We start from the raw sequence: 15,704 nt of genomic DNA, 5'->3' as shown, positions 1-15,704 counted from the left end.
TCAGATGAAAGACTTCATCTGATGATAGGTTTGGTGGATGCTCAACCGTCACGAAGACTGAGCGTGCAGGAGATTCCATGAGCGACAACAGCACCCCTTCCCGCCCCGTTGTCGACCACTCGGCCGTTGCCGAGGCGGTCAACGCATCCACCGTGTTCACGATGTACGCGGTGTTGCGCGCCACCCGTGCTGGAGACGGCACGCCCGCGGAGGTGGTGCGGGCTCTGGAGTCGTCGGCCGACGATGTCACGCTGCGTGGAACCTACGACGTGTCAGGCTTCCGTGCGGACGCTGATGTCCTCATCTGGTGGCACGGACCGACGGTGGAGAACCTGCAGGCCGCGTACCGCGCCGTCATCGACGCAGCCCAGGGCGGGCTCGAGTCGGTGTGGTCGGTTGTCGGTGTGCACCGCACCGCCGAATTCAACCGCGGACACGTGCCCGCCTTCCTCGCCGGCGACGCCCCGCGCGGTTACATCTGTCTCTATCCGTTCGTCCGCTCGTACGAGTGGTACCTGCTCCCCGACGCTGAGCGGGCAGGGCTGCTGCGCGAACACGGCGCTGCAGCCCGCGACTATGGCGACGTCCTCGCCAACACGGTGGCGGCCTTCGGGCTCGGGGACTACGAGTGGCTGCTCTCGTTCGAGGCGGACGAGCTCGTGCGCATCGTCGATCTGATGCGCGAGCTGCGCGCCACCGGAGCGCGCCGTCACGTGCGGGAGGAGATTCCCTTCTTCACCGGCCCGCGCGCGGAGCCTGCGGAGCTGTTCGCCCGCTTCCTGTAAGGGGCGGCGAGGCACTCATTCCGCCATGGTGACGGGCGGATCTCTCGAAGCAGCTCGGAGACCCGAGACTCGTCAGCGACTCATCGCCAGTGCATAGCAGCCGTCGATCAGCGCTCGCTGCCTCGCTTGTCGTTGCCCGTCGCGCGCTGGAGCAGGGCCTGGGCGCTCATGTCCGAGACGCCGGGGCGCGCCAGGAGCCGGCGGCCAGTCTCCCCACCCACCACCGTCACGAGCGTCCCGCCGCGACTGATCCGCGCCGAACGGCCAGCTTCAGACCACTCGAACGGGACGGAGGTGCTCACCTCAGCTGGAATACACCACGTTGCGGGCGTCTTCACCGTCCAGCATGCGGGTGATCTGGTCGGCCACGAGCTTCGCGATGCGCGGCTGCATCGCCGCGGACGCACCGCCCACGTGCGGGGAGATCAGCACGCCGGGCGCGGACCACAGGGGGTGCTCGGCCGGCAGCGGCTCGGGATCGGTGACGTCGAGTGCCGCGAGGATCCGCTCGCGCTGCAGGTGGTCCAGGAGCGCATCGGTGTCGATGATCGGCCCGCGCCCGACGTTGACCACGAGCGCGCCGTCAGGCAACGCCGACAGCGCCGCGTCGTCGATGAGCCCACGGGTGTCGGGGGTATCAGGCAGAGTGGTGATGAGGATGTCGGCCGTCGGCAGCAGCTCGGGCAGCTCGCTCATCGCGTGCACCTCCCGGCCGTCCTCGGTCCGTGCCGATGACGCGACGGGAATGACTTCCACCTCGAACGGATCGAGGCGCGCGGCGGTCGCCTTGCCCACGCCGCCGTAGCCGAGCAGCAGCACACGGCAGTCGGCGAGCCCGTTCGCGAACCGCCCGCGCCACTCGCGCGCGTCCTGCTGGCGCACGTACTCGGGCAGGCGCCGCTGCACCGCGAGCGTGAGCGCGAGAGCGAGTTCCGCGGTCGCGGTCTCGTGCACGCTGGCCGCGTTGGCGAACACGTGGCCCGCAGGCAGGTGGTTCGGCACGTCGTCCCAGCCGATCGACTGGCTCTGCACCAGTCGCGTCGTCACGTCGGCGAGGCGGGGGAGGGCGTTGCGGGCCGTCATGTAGGGCGGAACGACGATGTCGATGCGCTGACGGGGAGTGGGATCGGTCATGTCCCAGACGAACAGATCAATTGATTCGATCTGCTGCGGGGTGAGGCGGGCGCGCACATCCCGCTCGAGTCGTTCGGTGGGCACGGACACGCTCAGCTTCGACATGATTCGACCCTATTGCGATTCCACCCCCGTGAGCACCGTGTGATCGCTATGCTCGCGTCATCCCGACCCGAGGAGAACGAGCATGGTCCCTGAAATCAACTACTGGACAGTCATCCTGGCGACGCTGTCGACCATGATCGTCGGCAGCGTCTGGTACACGCCGAAGGTGTTCGGCACGAAGTGGATGGCGTTGGCTAAGGTCGACCCGCATCGCGAGGGAGCAAGCGCCGTCACGCCGATCCTGGTGACCGTGGTGGTGAGCTTCATCACGTCCTGGGTGCTGGCGGGATCCACCACCATCGCCTGGCACTTCTACGAGGGCAGCTACCTGGTGTCGGCGCTCGTGACCGGTGTGCTGCTGTGGGCGGGATTCACGGCGGCGCGCTTCATCACGCACGACGCCTTCGAGGGTCGCCCGCCCGCGCTCACCCTGATGAACGTGGCGCACGAGCTGGTCACGGTGGTGGTCATGGCCGTGATCATCGGCGTCTGGCCTCCGGCCGGCACCGTGTGAACCAACGCCGGCACCGTGTGAACCAACGCCGGCACCGTGTGAAACCTGTGTGAGACGACGAACGGCCCTGCGTGATGCAGGGCCGTTCGTGCGGTCTCAGGCCGCGACGCGGGCGATCGCTGCGATCGCGGACTCGAAGAACCTGATGCCGTCCTCGCCCGAGCGCATGGCCACGGTGGTGTTCGGGCCGAAGCCCGGCTCCACGGCGTGCTCCGGGTGCGGCATGAGGCCTACCACGTTGCCCGCCTCGTTGGTGAGGCCGGCGATGTCGTTGAGGGAGCCGTTCGGGTTGATGCCGATGTAGCGGAACGCCACCCGACCCTCGCCCTCCAGTCGCTTGAGCGTCTCGTCGTCGGCGATGTAGCCGCCGTCGGCGTTCTTCAGCGGGATGATGATCTCGTCGCCCTCGGAGAAGGCGTTGGTCCATGCGGTGTCGGCGTTCTCGACGCGGAGCCGCTGGTCGCGACGGATGAACTGCTGGTGGGCGTTGCGGATCAGGCCCCCGGGAAGCAGATGTGCCTCCACCAGCATCTGGAATCCGTTGCAGATGCCGAGCACGGGCATCCCCTTGCCTGCGGCGTCCTTGACCTCGGTCATGATCGGTGCGAGGGCGGCGATGGCTCCGGCGCGCAGGTAGTCGCCGTAGCTGAATCCGCCCGGAAGGACGACGGCGTCGACGTTCTGCAGGTCGTGGTCGGCATGCCACAGGGCAACCGGCTCGGCACCGACGAGACGAATCGCGCGCTGAGCATCGCGATCATCCAGCGAACCGGGGAAGGTGACGACCCCGATGCGAGCGGTCACTCGACCACCTCGATGCCCACGACGTCCTCGATCACGGCGTTGCTGAGCACGTCTTCGGCGACCTTGCGGGCGGTGGCGAGGATCTCCTCGGTCACCTCGCCCGCGACGGTCAGCTCGAATCGCTTGCCGATGCGCACACCGGTGAAGGCGTCGACGTCGAGGCGGGCGAAGGCGCCGCTCACCGCCTTGCCCTGCGGGTCGAGGAGTTCGGGCTTCGGCATGACGTCGACGACGATGGTGGGCATTATGGCTCCGAGGTGGACGCGAACGGCGGTCGTGACCAGTCTACCCGCGGGTTCGGGGCGGTTCGACCGCCCACGTCAGGTCTGCCCTTGCGGTTCCGGCCCGCCATGAGAGGATTATGGGAGCGCTCCCAGCGCATGCCACAGCTGTCAGCCGATTCGATCCCCGGGGGTCTCATGTCCACTGCCGTTCGCTCCTTTCCGGACGACTTCCTGTTCGGTGCCGCTACGGCTGCCTACCAGATCGAGGGTGCCGCATTCGAAGACGGCCGCACCGCGTCCATCTGGGACGCGTTCTCCCAGGTGCCGGGTGCCGTAATCAACGCCGACAGCGGAGAGGTGGCATGTGATCACTACCATCGCTACCCCCAGGATGTCGCGCTGATGAAGCAACTGGGTCTGCAGACCTATCGGTTCTCCACGTCGTGGTCGCGCGTGCGTCCCGATGGCGGTGCGGTGAACCAGGCGGGCGTCGACTTCTACAAGCGCCTCGTCGACGAGCTGCTGGACGCGGACATTCTGCCCTGGCTGACCCTGTACCACTGGGACATGCCGCAGGCCATCCAGGAGCGCGGCGGCTGGACCGTGCGCGAGTCCAGTGACCTGTTCACCGAGTATGCGCTCACCATGCACGACGCACTCGGCGACCGAGTGAAGGTGTGGACGACGCTGAACGAGCCGTGGTGCTCCTCCTTCCTCTCCTACACCGCCGGTGCGCACGCTCCCGGGCACACGTCCGTGGCCGAGGGGATGCTGGCCTCTCACCACCTGCTGCTCGGGCACGGGCAGGTGGTGGCTGAGCTTCGCCGCCGCGATGAGTCGCTCAACCTCGGCATCACGCTGAACCTCACGGTCGCCGATCCCGTCGACCCGCACAAGGACGCCGATCGCGATGCCGCGCGTCGCGTCGACGGGCAGTTCAACCGTTGGTTCCTGGATCCTGTGTTCCGCGGCGCATACCCGGCGGACATCGTCGAGGACGTCCGCAAGGTGGATGCGGAGGCGGTGGCGCGGTTCGAAGCAGCGGTGCGGCCGGGTGACCTCGACGTCATCGCCGTCCCGCTCACCACTCTCGGTGTGAACTACTATCACGGCGAGTTCGTCGCGGGCGCACCGACCGACAACCCGGCACCGGAGAATGAAGCGCCCACCTCGCGCGAGACACGGTCGCCGTTCCCGGCAGACGAGAACATCTTCCATGTGGATCGTGCTCTTGCGCGCACCGGCCAGGGCTGGGAAGTACAGCCGGAGGGGCTCACTCGCCTGCTGCACCGGGTATGGGACGAGTACGCGCAGCCGACCGGCACCACGCTCTTCGTCACCGAGAATGGGGCGGCATATGACGACGAGGCCGTCGTCGAGGACGGTGTCACGCGCGTGCACGACGCTGATCGCGTGGATTTCCTGCGTCGCCACGTGGCTGCAATCCTCGATGCGCGTGATGCGGGCGTCGACGTGCGCGGCTACTTCTACTGGTCGCTGCTCGATAACTACGAATGGGCGTGGGGGTATGAGAAGCGGTTCGGCATCGTCCGGGTGGACTACGCCACCCAGGAGCGCGCACTGAAGGACAGCGCGCTGGAGTATCGTCGCATCATTGCGGAACGATCGATCGACGTGCCGACGCCGTCGGCTGTTCCGCGCTACCTTCTGAGCTGAAAGAGGCCCACGTGGCGGAACCGTCGACTCCCGCGACCATCGAGGAGGTCGCGGCCGTGGCCGGCGTCTCGCGATCGACGGTGTCCCGCGTGGTGAACGGTTCCCCCTCGGTGAGCGCTGCCGCGGAGGAGCGTGTGCGCGCCGCGATCGCGCAGCTGAGGTACGTGCCGAATCAGCTCGCACGTTCGCTGGCGAGTCGGCAGACCAAGGCGATTGCGTTGGTCGTGCCGGAAGACGTGTCGCGCTTCTTCGGCGACCCGTTCATCGCCGCCGTGGTCGCCGACGTGCATCGCCGACTCACGGAGTCCGACTATGTGCTCACGATGGTGCTTGCAGGCGAGAACACCGCCGAGCGCACCATCGCGTACCTCCGCGGCGGCAGCGTGGACGGTGTCATCGTGGTGTCGCACCACTCGCGCGACGCCTTCGTCGACCGCATCGCCGATGTGGTGCCGGTGGTGTTCGGCGGTCGGCCCACGCACAAGCGTGCCGATGCGGCGGACTACTACGTGGACGCTGACAACATCGAGGGCGGTCGGCTCGCTACGGCGCACCTGATCGAGCGTGGTCGTCGCCGCATCGCCACGATTGCCGGCCCTGCCGACATGCCCGCAGGCATTGACCGCCTGAGCGGATATCGGCAGGCGCTCACCGACGCGGGACTGGCCGAGGGCACGGTCGCCTTCGGGGACTTCTCGGAGCTGGGCGGCGAGGCCGCAATGCGGAAGATTCTCGCCGCGGGAATCCCTGACGCGGTCTTCGCCGCGAGCGATCTCATGGCCAAGGGGGCCGTGACGGTGCTGCGCGAGGCCGGGCTGCGTATCCCGGAGGACGTGGCCGTGATCGGCTTCGACGATGCTCCCGTCGCCACGCAGATGACGCCTCAGCTCACAACGATCCGACAGCCCGTGTTCGGGGAACTGGTCGCACAGAGGCTGATCGAGCTGCTCGCCGGTGAGCGGCCGCCGCGCGCCAGCTTCGTGGAGCTGAAGCTCATCGTCCGCGATTCCGTCTGAGCCCCCGGCATGCGCGTGTCGCGAGCGCATGAACATGCGCCGGACGCATGAGGGATTTCGCGATCGCCTCATGATTTCGGTGCAGGCTCATTGATCCGCGACACCGAATCGTGGCCGGAGATCCGTGCGGCTCGGCACATATCAGCGGCGCAAGGGGCCGGTCAGGAGTGCGCGTCGGATCGTTCGCTGGACATTCGGCCAGTCGTGCACCACCTGTGCATACGTGAAGCGCAGCACACCGTAGCCGCGCAGCAGCAGTTCGGCGTCATGAGCCACGTCGCGTCCACGGTCGGCGGATGATGAGTGAAACGCGTAGCCGTCGACCTGGATGATCAGCCATTCGTCGATGAGGAGATCCACCCGATGCCCGGCGACGTATGCCTGCGGACGAAGCTCCCGTCCGAGCGGGCGCAGGCCGTGAAGCAGGAGCGACTCCAGGCCGGAGTCAGGCAATCCGGTGACGGTCGCCGCGAGTTGATGGGCAACCGTCCAGTTCCACGGGATGCGCCGCAGCGCGTCGGGGGACAGGTTCTCACGCCGCGACGCTGATTCCCACACGGCATATGCTGCCTGCTCATCGAGGCAGCGGGGGACGTGCTGGAGTGTGTCCTCCACCGACTCGATGACGTCGCCCACGCGCGTGGGCAGGAGGGATCGAGACCGGTGGATCCGTAACCCGTCGGCGGCATTCCCCGAGCTGGGTGCCACATGGACATGAATCTCCGACAGCGACGGCGGCACCCACCATCCGCGCAGGCGCGCAGCCGAGACGCATGCCACCTGACCATTGACTTGTGCTGCGGCGCGGAAAGCTGGATCCACGTCGGCGAGCGCCACCCAGTTGCGACCGATCGTGTCGATGCCGTCGACGAGCTGACGTCGGATCGCTCGATCGTCGAATCCTGCCTCTCGGAGTCGGCGACGGTGGCCGATGGGGTGGTGCTCTTCTAGCCAGGTGCGTAGGTTCATGTGCCATGGTGAGCGTCTGCCGTCTCGCCGAAAGCGCCATCCACAGGCCGCACCGCCGAAATGTTGCCTGGGGAGGCGAAGATGCACGCTCCGGTGGCTCGGGTCGATCGTGGGTCGGATGCGGCGAACTGATGAACATGGGCTGAATCCATGAGGCGAATGCGGATTTGCTCATGGACTGGGCGCAGGTTCATGCGTTCGCGGTGAACGCGCGGGTCAGGCGGCGGGGCTGCGCTCCCAGGTCCACGGCACTGTCGTGGTCACCGTGACCAGCCCGGCGCGCTCCAGGATGGGACGCGAGAACTCCGTGGAGTCCGAGTGGATCCAGCGCACACCGTGGCTGATGGCGGAACGGGCACGGGCGGCTGTGAGCGCGCGGTAGATGCCGCGACCGCGATACTCCGCACGCGTGGCACCGCCCCAGATCCCCGCGAACGCCGTGCCCGGGATCGGATCGATGCGCCCGACACTGACGAGGCGACCGTCGACCTCCGCAGCCCACACTTCCACGCCGTCGCCGCGAGCCTGACGCTCCAGGATCTCCGGCAGCAGGCGCTCGGCGTAGGGTGTGCCGCCGAACACTTCATCCTGCATGTCCAGCGCCGCGCGGAGGTCGGCGGGCGTCATCATCTGGCGCACCGTCACACCCGCGGGGGTGGGGACGTCCACGAGAGTGTCCGCATCACCGAGCATCACCGACTCGCTGTCTTCAGCCACGAAGCCGGCGCGGGTCAGGGCTTCTTCCAGCCCCGGGGCATGATCGTGGGAGCGCGTCTTCCACTCGGCCTGCACGATCGAATCGTCCGCCGCAATGAGGGCGGCGACTTCCGCCACGCGGGCCGCGGGATCATCCAGTTCCGCGTACGTCACGAAGAGGCGACCACCCTCGTAGCGCGCCACCCAGAGCGGACCGAGCCGTTCCACGGAGGTGGCGCCCCGCACTTCGGCGGCGGTGCGGAGGTGTGTGTCATACGCGGCGAGGAGATCGGTCACCGATCCAGCGTAGAACGTCGGCACGGGGGAGGTTGGCGCGTGCTCGCGCAGGGCCGCTCCTCCGTCGCGCCGCACGGTTACTGAGCGCGAGCGACGAGACGACGTGCGCTCAGCAACGCGGGGGGAGCGTCAGTTCTCCGGGTCGCCGCCGAGGGGACCGACGGCAGGGATGGGACCGCCGTCGTCGGCGCCGGTCTTGCGGGCGCGGGCGATGAGATTGCCGAGGTGGTAGATCGCGAGGACCGCGACGGTCGCGAGGATGATCGAGCCGAACTCGATGCCGCCGAACACCGCCGAGAAGCCGCCGATGGACACGATGAGACCGACGGCGGCGGTGAGCTGGTTGACCGGACGTGACAGGTCGACGCGGTTGTCCACCCAGATCTTGATGCCGATCACGCCGATGAGGCCGTAGAGGGCGGTGGTGGCGCCACCGAGCACGCCCATCGGGATGGTGTTGAACAGCGCGCCGATCTTGGGCGACAGCGCCAGCACGATGGCGACGACACCCGCGACCCAGTAGACCGCCGTGGAGTAGACCCGCGTGGCGGCCATGACGCCGATGTTCTCGCCGTAGGTGGTGGTTCCCGAGCCACCGAACATGCCGGCGATGGCGGTGGAGATGCCGTCGGCGGAGAGCGCCTTGCCGGTGGACTGGTTGATCGACGGGTCCTCGGTCATGGCGGCGACACCGCGCACGTGGCCGACGTTCTCGGCGATGAGCACCAGCACGACGGGCAGGAACATCAGCACGCCCGACCAGGCTGCGGGCTCCGTGAAGGCCGGCAGGTGGAACTGCGGAAGGCCCACCCAGTCCGCGGCGGCGACGGTTTCAAACTTCACCTCACCCTGGATCACCGCGGCGATGTAGCCGACGATTACTCCGAGGAAGATGGAGATGCGACCCAGGAATCCGCGGAACACCACGCTGAACAGCACGATCGCGGCCAGCGTGATCACAGCGGTGAGCGGCGCCGCCTTGAAGTTGTTCCAGGCCGCGCCCGCGAGGTTGAGGCCGATGAGGGCGACGATCGTGCCCGCGACCATCGGGGGCATGAAGCGGTCGATCCACTTCACGCCGACCGCCTGGATCAGGAAGCCGATGCCGGCCAGCACCACACCCGCCACGACGATGCCGACGAGGGCCATCGCGATCTGTTCCGGACTCTCCAGGCGTCCGCCGCCGTTGAAGGCCATGACCGGGGCGAGGAAGGCGAAGGACGAACCGAGGTAGCTGGGCAGCTTGTTGCGCGTGAGCAGTAGGAAGAGGATCGTGCCGATACCGCTGAAGAGCAGAGTGGTCGCAACCGGGAAGCCGGTGAGGATCGGGACCGTGAAGGTGGCACCGAACATCGCGAGGACGTGCTGGCCTCCCATGGCGATGGTGGCGGGCCAGCTCAGGCGCTGTTCGGGCTTGACGACATCGCCGGGTGCGACGGTGCGACCGTTGCCGTAGACGGACCACAGGGGCATGGAGGGACTCCTCAGGGGTGAAGGACGGAACCGCTGCATCACTTTATCGAAACTGAGCATTGGCTGTACGGGGCGACGACGCGGGTCGGAGCCCCCGCTGCATGAGCCCGAGGGCCACCGGACGCGTTAGCGTCGTCTTATGCCCTCCTATTCCTCTCTCACCGACCGCGATGCCGTCGAAGCGGCGATCGCCGAGTTCAGTTCGCTGGGTCGGGAGTTGTTTCTTCTGAAGTACGGGTTTCCGGATGCCAACGAGTCATTCGTGATTGTGGGCGCCGGTCGCTACGACACGCGCGCGCTGTTCGCCTCCGCCTACGGGCACCAGCACGGTGAGCCTCTCGCCAGCCGCCAGGTGGCCGCAGGACTGAAAGGCGCGGCCGGGCAGCTGGGTGCGCTCGGTTACGTGGTGACCACTCCGGATGACGCCAAGTCCGCCGACATGTTTCCCACGTTCGACGCTGCGCTCGCGCGCTTCCCGATCCCCGTGGAGAATCTTCCGGCCATCCGTGATTTCCTGGTGAACCGCAACTATCGCGAGTTCTTCATTCCCGCGAGCCGCGCGTACATCGGTGCCAAGCCGCGCTCCGGGAAGCCGCCGCACCTGATCGGTCGCGGGTACATCGCCTACCGCGAGGAGGACGGTCGGCCGCAGGGCATCGAGCTGCCCGTGCGCGTGAGCGCGATCGTGGAGGCACTGTCGCCGATCCGAGGCGGCTCGTCCGCCTCGGGTGCGCGCGCCCCGCGGGCCGCCGCGGAGCCGCGCGCACCCCGCCTGGTGAAGGTGGAGCGTCAGGATTCGTTCTGCCCCACCTGCTTCATGGTGCTTCCGGCGACGGGCGTCTGCGCGAACTGCGACTGAGTCGGACCGGAACGACCTTCGGGCGACGCTTCGTGAGGCGTCGCCCGAAATCGTCAGGCGTTGTCGGCCGGCGCGATGCGCACCAGCATCTTGCCCGTGTTCGCGCCGCGCATCATCTCGAGGAAGGCATCGACGGTGTGCTCGATGCCGTCCACGATCGTCTCGTCGTACGCGATCTGTCCGTCGCCGAACCAGCCGGTCATCTTCTCGAAGAACTCCGGCGCGACGCCGAGGTGCTTCGCCAGGGTGAACCCGGTGAGCGTGAGGCCGCGGGTGATGATGTTGGCGAGGTTGTCGGGTCCGGGCGTGCGACCGGTCGTGTTGTACTCGGCAATCGCGCCGCAGAGCGCCGCGCGCCCATCGTCGTTGAACGCGTCCAGAGCCGCCTCGAGGTGATCGCCGCCGACATTGTCGAAGAACACGTCGATCCCATCGGATGCGGCTGCCGCGAGCTGGGCGCGCACATCACCGTCCTTGTAGTTGAACGCGGCGTCGTAGCCGTACTTCTCGGTGAGCAGTGCGACCTTCTCCGCGCTTCCGGCCGAGCCGATCACCCGTCCGGCGCCGAGGAGCTTGGCGATCTGACCGACCGCGGTACCCACGGCGCCGGCAGCGCCGGAGACGAACACCGTGTCGCCCGGCTTCATCCCGGCGATCGTCGTGAGGCCGACGTAGGCGGTCAGGCCCGTCATGCCGAGGATGTGCAGGCGCACTGACGAGGGGACACCGGGCAGGTCCGGCACAGCGCGGAACGTGGCCGCGGGAGCCTGGATGACGTCGGCCCAGCCGTGCTGGTGCAGCACGAGCGTGCCCACCGCGAGCTCGGGCGCATTCGACTCGACCACGCGACCGATCGCACCGCCGAGGATCGTCTCGCCGAGGGCGTAGGGGGCGACGTAGCTGCGCACGTCATTCATCCGACCGCGCATGTAGGGGTCGACGGAGACGAACTCGTTGCGTACGCGCACCTCCCCGGCCGCCGGGCTGTCATACGTCACCTCGGCGGTCTCGAAATCCTCGAGCGTGGGCCACCCGACGGGGCGCTTCGCGAGACGGATCTGGGTGCTGAGGGCAGTGGACATGGAACTCTCTTTTCTGAAATGGGGAGCGCGAGTGATCAGAACGCGAGGCCGAGGGCCAGCAGCACCACGGCGAGAGCGGGGATCACGCCCTGCTTGAGGGCAGCGCCGCGCTTGTCGGGACTCGACAGGAACAGCACGAGCGCGGCGGCAGCCATCGAGCCGGCGCCTGCGAACATCAGCCCCGCGCCCAGCGCCGATGCGCCGGTGGCGAAGGCGATGATGCCGACGGCCGCGACGATCGCGAGGAACAGGTTGTAGAAGCCCTGGTTGTAGGCCATCTCCTTCGTGGCGTGAGCTTCCTCTTCGCTCAAGCCGAAGGTCGCGCGGACGCGCGGTGTCGTCCACGTCAGCGACTCCATCACGAAGATGTAGACGTGGACGAGCGCTGCGATGCCGGTGAGGATCAGTCCTGCGATCACCATGGGGTCTCCTTTGTCGAGTCGATTCTGTAACGACCTGTTCAGTATATACTGGACAGGTCGTTACAAAAGGTGGGACGCATGGCACGAACGCAGGGCTTCGATCGGGACACGGTCGTGCGTGCGGCTCGCGCACTGTTCTGGCGGAGCGGGTACGAGAGCACCTCGATTCCCGAACTTGAAGCGGCGACCGGACTCAGCCGGTCCAGCATCTACAACGCGTTCGGGTCGAAACGGGGCCTGTTCGACGCCGCCGTCGACAGCTACCTCGCCGAGGTGGTGCGGCCTCGACTGAGCCCCCTGACCGCGGAGCACGTCGATCCGCGGGCGCTTGCGGCATACCTCACCGGGTTGCGCGCGGCGTTTCAGAACCTCGGGTCGATGCCCGCCACCAACGGCTGCCTGCTCATCAACACGGCAGGGGCGCCGATCGCCGGTGACCCTGAAGTCGCGCGAGTGATCGCCGATTACCGCGACGAACTGCACCGGGCCGTCCTTCGCGGCCTGCGCGCGGCCCGCGGTGATGCGCCGGAGGTGGCGCGGCTCGCGGAGGCGGTCACAGGCCTGATGATCGCGGGCTTCGCGCTGGCGCGGGTGGATGCCGTGGAGGCTGCGCGCAGCATCGACACGGCGCTCGGCCTCATCGAATGAGAATCAGCGCCTCCCGACGTCAGCCCCGCAGACGCGTGAGCAGCTCGCCGTAGCGCGCCGCGGTCTCGGCGACGATGTCGGTGGGCAGCTCGGGGGGAGTGCCGGTCTTGTCCCAGTTCGCGGCCAGCCAGTCGCGCACGATCTGCTTGTCGAAGCTTGCCATCCGCGCGGCCGGCGTCGTTCCGCTCTCCCAGGCGGCACGATCCCAGTACCGGGACGAATCGCTCGTGAGCACCTCGTCACCCAGCGTCAGCACGCCGTCGGCATCGTGGCCGAACTCGAACTTGGTGTCGGCCAGGATGAGTCCGCGCGCCTCTGCGGTGGCCGCGGCACGGCGGTAGATCTGCAGGGACAGGTCGCGGAGGTCCGCCGCCAGCTCTTCGCCGACGATCTCCTCTGCCTGCTCGAAGGTGATGTTCTCGTCGTGCTCGCCGAGGGGCGCTTTGTAGGCGGGAGTGAAGATCGGCTCGGGCAGGCGGTCGCCGTCGTTCAGCCCGGCGGGGAGGGTGACGCCGCAGATCGATCCGCTCTGCTGGTACTCCTTCCAGCCGGAGCCCGTGAGGTAGCCGCGCACGACGCACTCGATCGGGATCATGGTGAGCTTCTTCGCCACCATCGCGCGACCAGCCACCTCGGCCGGAGGCTTCTCACCGGTCAGGTGGTTGGCGATGGGAGCGCCGCCATCGGCACCGGCCAGCTGCTCGAACCACCAGTCGCTGAGAGCGGTGAGCAGCGCGCCCTTCTCCGGGATGGCGGGGGAGAGCACGAAGTCGAAGGCGCTGACGCGGTCGGACGCGACCACCAGCATCCGATCGGCGGGACCGTCGGCGGGCTCGTAGAGGTCCCGGACCTTTCCGGAGTAGACGTGCTTCCAGCCGGGGATCTCGCGCGCGGTGCTCACGCCACCATTATCCCGCCTCCGGACGTTCTCACTGTCGGTGCCCCCTCGTATCGTGACCAGCGGAGGCGATGGCATGAGTGAACTGATGTGGGACGAAACGGATCCGGTGCACGCGAAGGCGCTGGCGGCGCTGCAGCGGGAGCTGGTCGGGTGGATCTCGACCGTGGACCGTACGGGGGCGCCGCGCTCAGTGCCGGTGTGGTTCTTCTGGGAGGACGGCGAGCTGAGCATCATCACCCGCCCCGACACGGCGAAGGCGAAACATCTGCGTGCGGGTTCGGCCGTGCAGTTCCATCTCAACGCGGGCGGTCCGTTCGGGGACGACGTGGTGATCCTCAGCGGTGAGGCAGAACTGCGCGAGGACGCCACGGCCGCGTGGATGGCGCCGCGCCGAGAGGTGTACGAGGCGAAGTATCGGGACGCGATCGCGGACTACGGAATGCCCCTCGACGACATCGTCGACAGCTTCTCAGCCCTCATCGTGTTGCGACCCACCAAGCTGCTGGCGTGGTGACGCCCGTCGCGACGGGGCATCGTTGGACCGGTGATCAGTGGGGGGTGATGGCGTCGACGAAGTCGTGCGCTTCGCTCATCAGCGGTGCCCACAGTTCGTCCTGCTCGATGCGCAGCGACAGCCACTCCCGCATCTCCCGCCCGCGCATCACCATGCGCTCGGCGGTGCCGTCGGCGACGAGTTCTCCGGCGCGCACTTCGCCCACCTTCACCACCAGCTCCCCGCTGCTGCTGACGAAGGCGAAGATCTTGCCGCGCACGCCGAGCCCGACGGTGCCGAACATCCGCCCGAGCGCCACGTCGGGCAGCGACGTGAACTGTGGAGTCAGGCCGTCGAAGATCTCGTGCGCGCGCTCGTGAACCATGCCGGGGATCGTACGCCGCGCGGGCGGCGCACGATACCCCCGGCGTGGGGTCAGTCGATCCGGCCCGTGCGGGCCACGCCCGCGAGCCAGTCCAGGCTGGGCTTCGGGAGTCGCTCGAAGGTCACCGGGTCGAAGGCGACGAGGCCGAAGGTCGGTCGGAACGATCCCCACTCGTAGTTGTCGAGCAGGGACCAGTGCAGGTATCCCCGCACGTCGATGCCGTCGGCGATCGCTGCAGCCACATCGCGCAGCGCCACCGTGGTGTAGTCGATGCGGCGCTGGTCGTCGGAGGTGGCCATGCCGTTCTCGGTGACGACGATGGGCACGTCTCCCACCACCTCCGCGCTGTGGCGGATCGCGATCCCCAGCGCCTCGGGGAAGTACTCCCATCCGGTGAGCGTGCGCTCCACGCCCTCCGCAGTCGGCTGTGGTCGCCCGCCCTCGCCGATGAAGGTGCGGAGGTACGCCTGCACGCCCAGCCAGTCGTCGCCGCGCGCAGCTTCGAGGAAGATGTCCTCGCGCGGGTACTGGTAGGCGAGCGTCTCGGCCTCGTAGCCGGGAACTGCGTGGTACGCCTGGTTCGCGATGGTCCACCCCACCTTGTGGCCGCGCTCGCGCAGCATGCCGCCCGTGAGGTGGTGGGCGCGGATCAGGTTCTGCGTCACCACAGCGTCCGGCGCCGGCGGTTCGTCGGACGTGTTCGGGGCGGCGAAGTCGTGCACCACGGCGACCATGTTCGGCTCGTTGATGGTGACGACCCACTCCACCCCCTGGAGGATCTCCGCCGCACGCGTGGCGTAGCGGAGGAAGACCTCGGGGGCGTCATCGCGGTGCCAGCCGCCGCCGTGGGCGAACCAGCGCGGGTTGGTGAAGTGGTGCAGCGTGACGTTGGGGGTGAGGCCGAGCTCCAACGCCGTCTCGATCATGCGGCGGTAGTGCTGCAGCATCGCCTCGGAGAACTGGCCGTCCTCGGGTTCGATGCGCGCCCACTCGATGCTGAAGCGGTACATGTCGAAACCGCGATCGGCGAGCAGCTGCATGTCCTCGCGGTAGCGGTGCAGGCTGTCTGCGGCGTCACCGCTGCGCTCCGCGATGTGCATCCGGGGGGAATTCTCCATCTCCCACCAGTCGGAGCCGATGTTGTTGCCCTCGGTCTGGTGGGCAGCGGTTGCCGCACCCCAGAGGAAGGAGTCGGGGAAGGAGGTCACGGGAGTCCTTTC

Annotated in this window: 19 protein-coding genes; 7 read left to right on the top strand and 12 right to left on the bottom strand. The window is 67.8% G+C overall.

Annotated features, from left to right (window positions below; all coding sequences use genetic code 11):
• Nucleotides 1-77 precede the first annotated feature (77 nt).
• Nucleotides 78-785, top strand: coding sequence for a hydrogen peroxide-dependent heme synthase (gene hemQ, locus ACI3KU_RS11415; protein WP_404922435.1), 708 nt, complete (start codon nucleotides 78-80; stop codon nucleotides 783-785).
• 107 nt (nucleotides 786-892) lie between these two features.
• On the opposite strand, the gene ACI3KU_RS11410 is transcribed toward hemQ, so the two are convergent.
• A complete protein-coding gene (locus tag ACI3KU_RS11410; protein ID WP_404922434.1) occupies nucleotides 893-1,087 on the bottom strand; it encodes a hypothetical protein in 195 nt (64 codons plus the stop codon).
• A gap of 1 nt (nucleotide 1,088) precedes the next feature.
• Nucleotides 1,089-2,024 (bottom strand): 2-hydroxyacid dehydrogenase, encoded by a 936-nt coding sequence (locus ACI3KU_RS11405; protein ID WP_404922433.1) that lies wholly within the window; start codon nucleotides 2,022-2,024, stop codon nucleotides 1,089-1,091.
• 82 nt (nucleotides 2,025-2,106) lie between these two features.
• Between ACI3KU_RS11405 and ACI3KU_RS11400 the strand changes: the two genes are divergently transcribed.
• Nucleotides 2,107-2,538, top strand: coding sequence for a DUF1761 domain-containing protein (locus ACI3KU_RS11400; RefSeq protein ID WP_404922432.1), 432 nt, complete (start codon nucleotides 2,107-2,109; stop codon nucleotides 2,536-2,538).
• A gap of 96 nt (nucleotides 2,539-2,634) precedes the next feature.
• On the opposite strand, the gene purQ is transcribed toward ACI3KU_RS11400, so the two are convergent.
• The gene (purQ, locus tag ACI3KU_RS11395) at nucleotides 2,635-3,342 is read right to left on the bottom strand and encodes a phosphoribosylformylglycinamidine synthase subunit PurQ (protein ID WP_404922431.1); all 708 of its coding nucleotides are present in this window, start codon (nucleotides 3,340-3,342) and stop codon (nucleotides 2,635-2,637) included.
• On the bottom strand, nucleotides 3,339-3,587 hold the full coding sequence (locus ACI3KU_RS11390) for a phosphoribosylformylglycinamidine synthase subunit PurS (RefSeq protein WP_404922430.1): 249 nt from the start codon (nucleotides 3,585-3,587) through the stop codon (nucleotides 3,339-3,341). Before ACI3KU_RS11390 ends, purQ begins: the two co-directional genes overlap by 4 nt.
• A gap of 135 nt (nucleotides 3,588-3,722) precedes the next feature.
• Here ACI3KU_RS11390 and ACI3KU_RS11385 point away from each other — a divergent pair, with 135 nt between their 5' ends.
• Entirely contained in the window at nucleotides 3,723-5,243 is a 1,521-nt protein-coding gene (locus ACI3KU_RS11385) for a GH1 family beta-glucosidase (RefSeq protein ID WP_404922429.1), read from the top strand.
• 11 nt (nucleotides 5,244-5,254) lie between these two features.
• On the top strand, nucleotides 5,255-6,259 hold the full coding sequence (locus ACI3KU_RS11380; RefSeq protein ID WP_404922428.1) for a LacI family DNA-binding transcriptional regulator: 1,005 nt from the start codon (nucleotides 5,255-5,257) through the stop codon (nucleotides 6,257-6,259).
• Between the two features lie 141 nt (nucleotides 6,260-6,400).
• Here ACI3KU_RS11380 and ACI3KU_RS11375 read toward each other — a convergent pair whose 3' ends face one another.
• From ACI3KU_RS11375 to ACI3KU_RS11365, 3 genes are all read right to left on the bottom strand, one after another.
• A complete protein-coding gene (locus ACI3KU_RS11375) occupies nucleotides 6,401-7,228 on the bottom strand; it encodes an endonuclease domain-containing protein (protein ID WP_404922427.1) in 828 nt (275 codons plus the stop codon).
• Between the two features lie 216 nt (nucleotides 7,229-7,444).
• Nucleotides 7,445-8,221 (bottom strand): GNAT family N-acetyltransferase, encoded by a 777-nt coding sequence (locus ACI3KU_RS11370; protein ID WP_404922426.1) that lies wholly within the window; start codon nucleotides 8,219-8,221, stop codon nucleotides 7,445-7,447.
• 129 nt (nucleotides 8,222-8,350) lie between these two features.
• The gene (locus ACI3KU_RS11365; RefSeq protein ID WP_404922425.1) at nucleotides 8,351-9,694 is read right to left on the bottom strand and encodes a uracil-xanthine permease family protein; all 1,344 of its coding nucleotides are present in this window, start codon (nucleotides 9,692-9,694) and stop codon (nucleotides 8,351-8,353) included.
• Between the two features lie 139 nt (nucleotides 9,695-9,833).
• Between ACI3KU_RS11365 and ACI3KU_RS11360 the strand changes: the two genes are divergently transcribed.
• The gene (locus ACI3KU_RS11360; RefSeq protein WP_404922424.1) at nucleotides 9,834-10,553 is read left to right on the top strand and encodes a hypothetical protein; all 720 of its coding nucleotides are present in this window, start codon (nucleotides 9,834-9,836) and stop codon (nucleotides 10,551-10,553) included.
• A 53-nt stretch (nucleotides 10,554-10,606) separates the two neighbouring features.
• Here the strand turns inward: ACI3KU_RS11360 and ACI3KU_RS11355 are convergent, their stop codons facing one another.
• Together ACI3KU_RS11355 and ACI3KU_RS11350 are read right to left on the bottom strand one after the other, a co-directional pair.
• Nucleotides 10,607-11,635, bottom strand: a complete 1,029-nt coding sequence (locus ACI3KU_RS11355; RefSeq protein WP_404922423.1) for an NADP-dependent oxidoreductase — start codon at nucleotides 11,633-11,635, stop codon at nucleotides 10,607-10,609.
• A 35-nt stretch (nucleotides 11,636-11,670) separates the two neighbouring features.
• Nucleotides 11,671-12,057 carry a DUF1304 domain-containing protein gene (locus ACI3KU_RS11350; RefSeq protein ID WP_404922422.1) on the bottom strand — a complete coding sequence of 129 codons (387 nt, stop codon included), beginning with the start codon at nucleotides 12,055-12,057 and terminating at the stop codon, nucleotides 11,671-11,673.
• A 78-nt stretch (nucleotides 12,058-12,135) separates the two neighbouring features.
• Here ACI3KU_RS11350 and ACI3KU_RS11345 point away from each other — a divergent pair, with 78 nt between their 5' ends.
• Complete coding sequence (locus ACI3KU_RS11345; protein ID WP_404922421.1) at nucleotides 12,136-12,705, top strand: TetR/AcrR family transcriptional regulator; 570 nt, start codon at nucleotides 12,136-12,138, stop codon at nucleotides 12,703-12,705.
• Nucleotides 12,706-12,724: 19 nt separating this feature from the next.
• Here ACI3KU_RS11345 and ACI3KU_RS11340 read toward each other — a convergent pair whose 3' ends face one another.
• Entirely contained in the window at nucleotides 12,725-13,606 is an 882-nt protein-coding gene (locus tag ACI3KU_RS11340) for a phosphoribosylaminoimidazolesuccinocarboxamide synthase (protein ID WP_404922420.1), read from the bottom strand.
• Nucleotides 13,607-13,679: 73 nt separating this feature from the next.
• Here ACI3KU_RS11340 and ACI3KU_RS11335 point away from each other — a divergent pair, with 73 nt between their 5' ends.
• Entirely contained in the window at nucleotides 13,680-14,120 is a 441-nt protein-coding gene (locus tag ACI3KU_RS11335) for a pyridoxamine 5'-phosphate oxidase family protein (RefSeq protein WP_404922419.1), read from the top strand.
• Nucleotides 14,121-14,154: 34 nt separating this feature from the next.
• Here the strand turns inward: ACI3KU_RS11335 and ACI3KU_RS11330 are convergent, their stop codons facing one another.
• Nucleotides 14,155-14,484 carry a TfoX/Sxy family protein gene (locus tag ACI3KU_RS11330; protein ID WP_404922418.1) on the bottom strand — a complete coding sequence of 110 codons (330 nt, stop codon included), beginning with the start codon at nucleotides 14,482-14,484 and terminating at the stop codon, nucleotides 14,155-14,157.
• A 50-nt stretch (nucleotides 14,485-14,534) separates the two neighbouring features.
• A complete protein-coding gene (locus ACI3KU_RS11325) occupies nucleotides 14,535-15,692 on the bottom strand; it encodes a glycoside hydrolase family 1 protein (protein ID WP_404922417.1) in 1,158 nt (385 codons plus the stop codon).
• Nucleotides 15,693-15,704: the final 12 nt, after the last annotated feature.

Source organism: Microbacterium sp. ZW T5_56 (assembly GCF_044987425.1).
Classification (GTDB): Bacteria; Actinomycetota; Actinomycetes; order Actinomycetales; family Microbacteriaceae; genus Microbacterium.
This window is presented reverse-complemented; position numbering and strand designations above follow the sequence as displayed.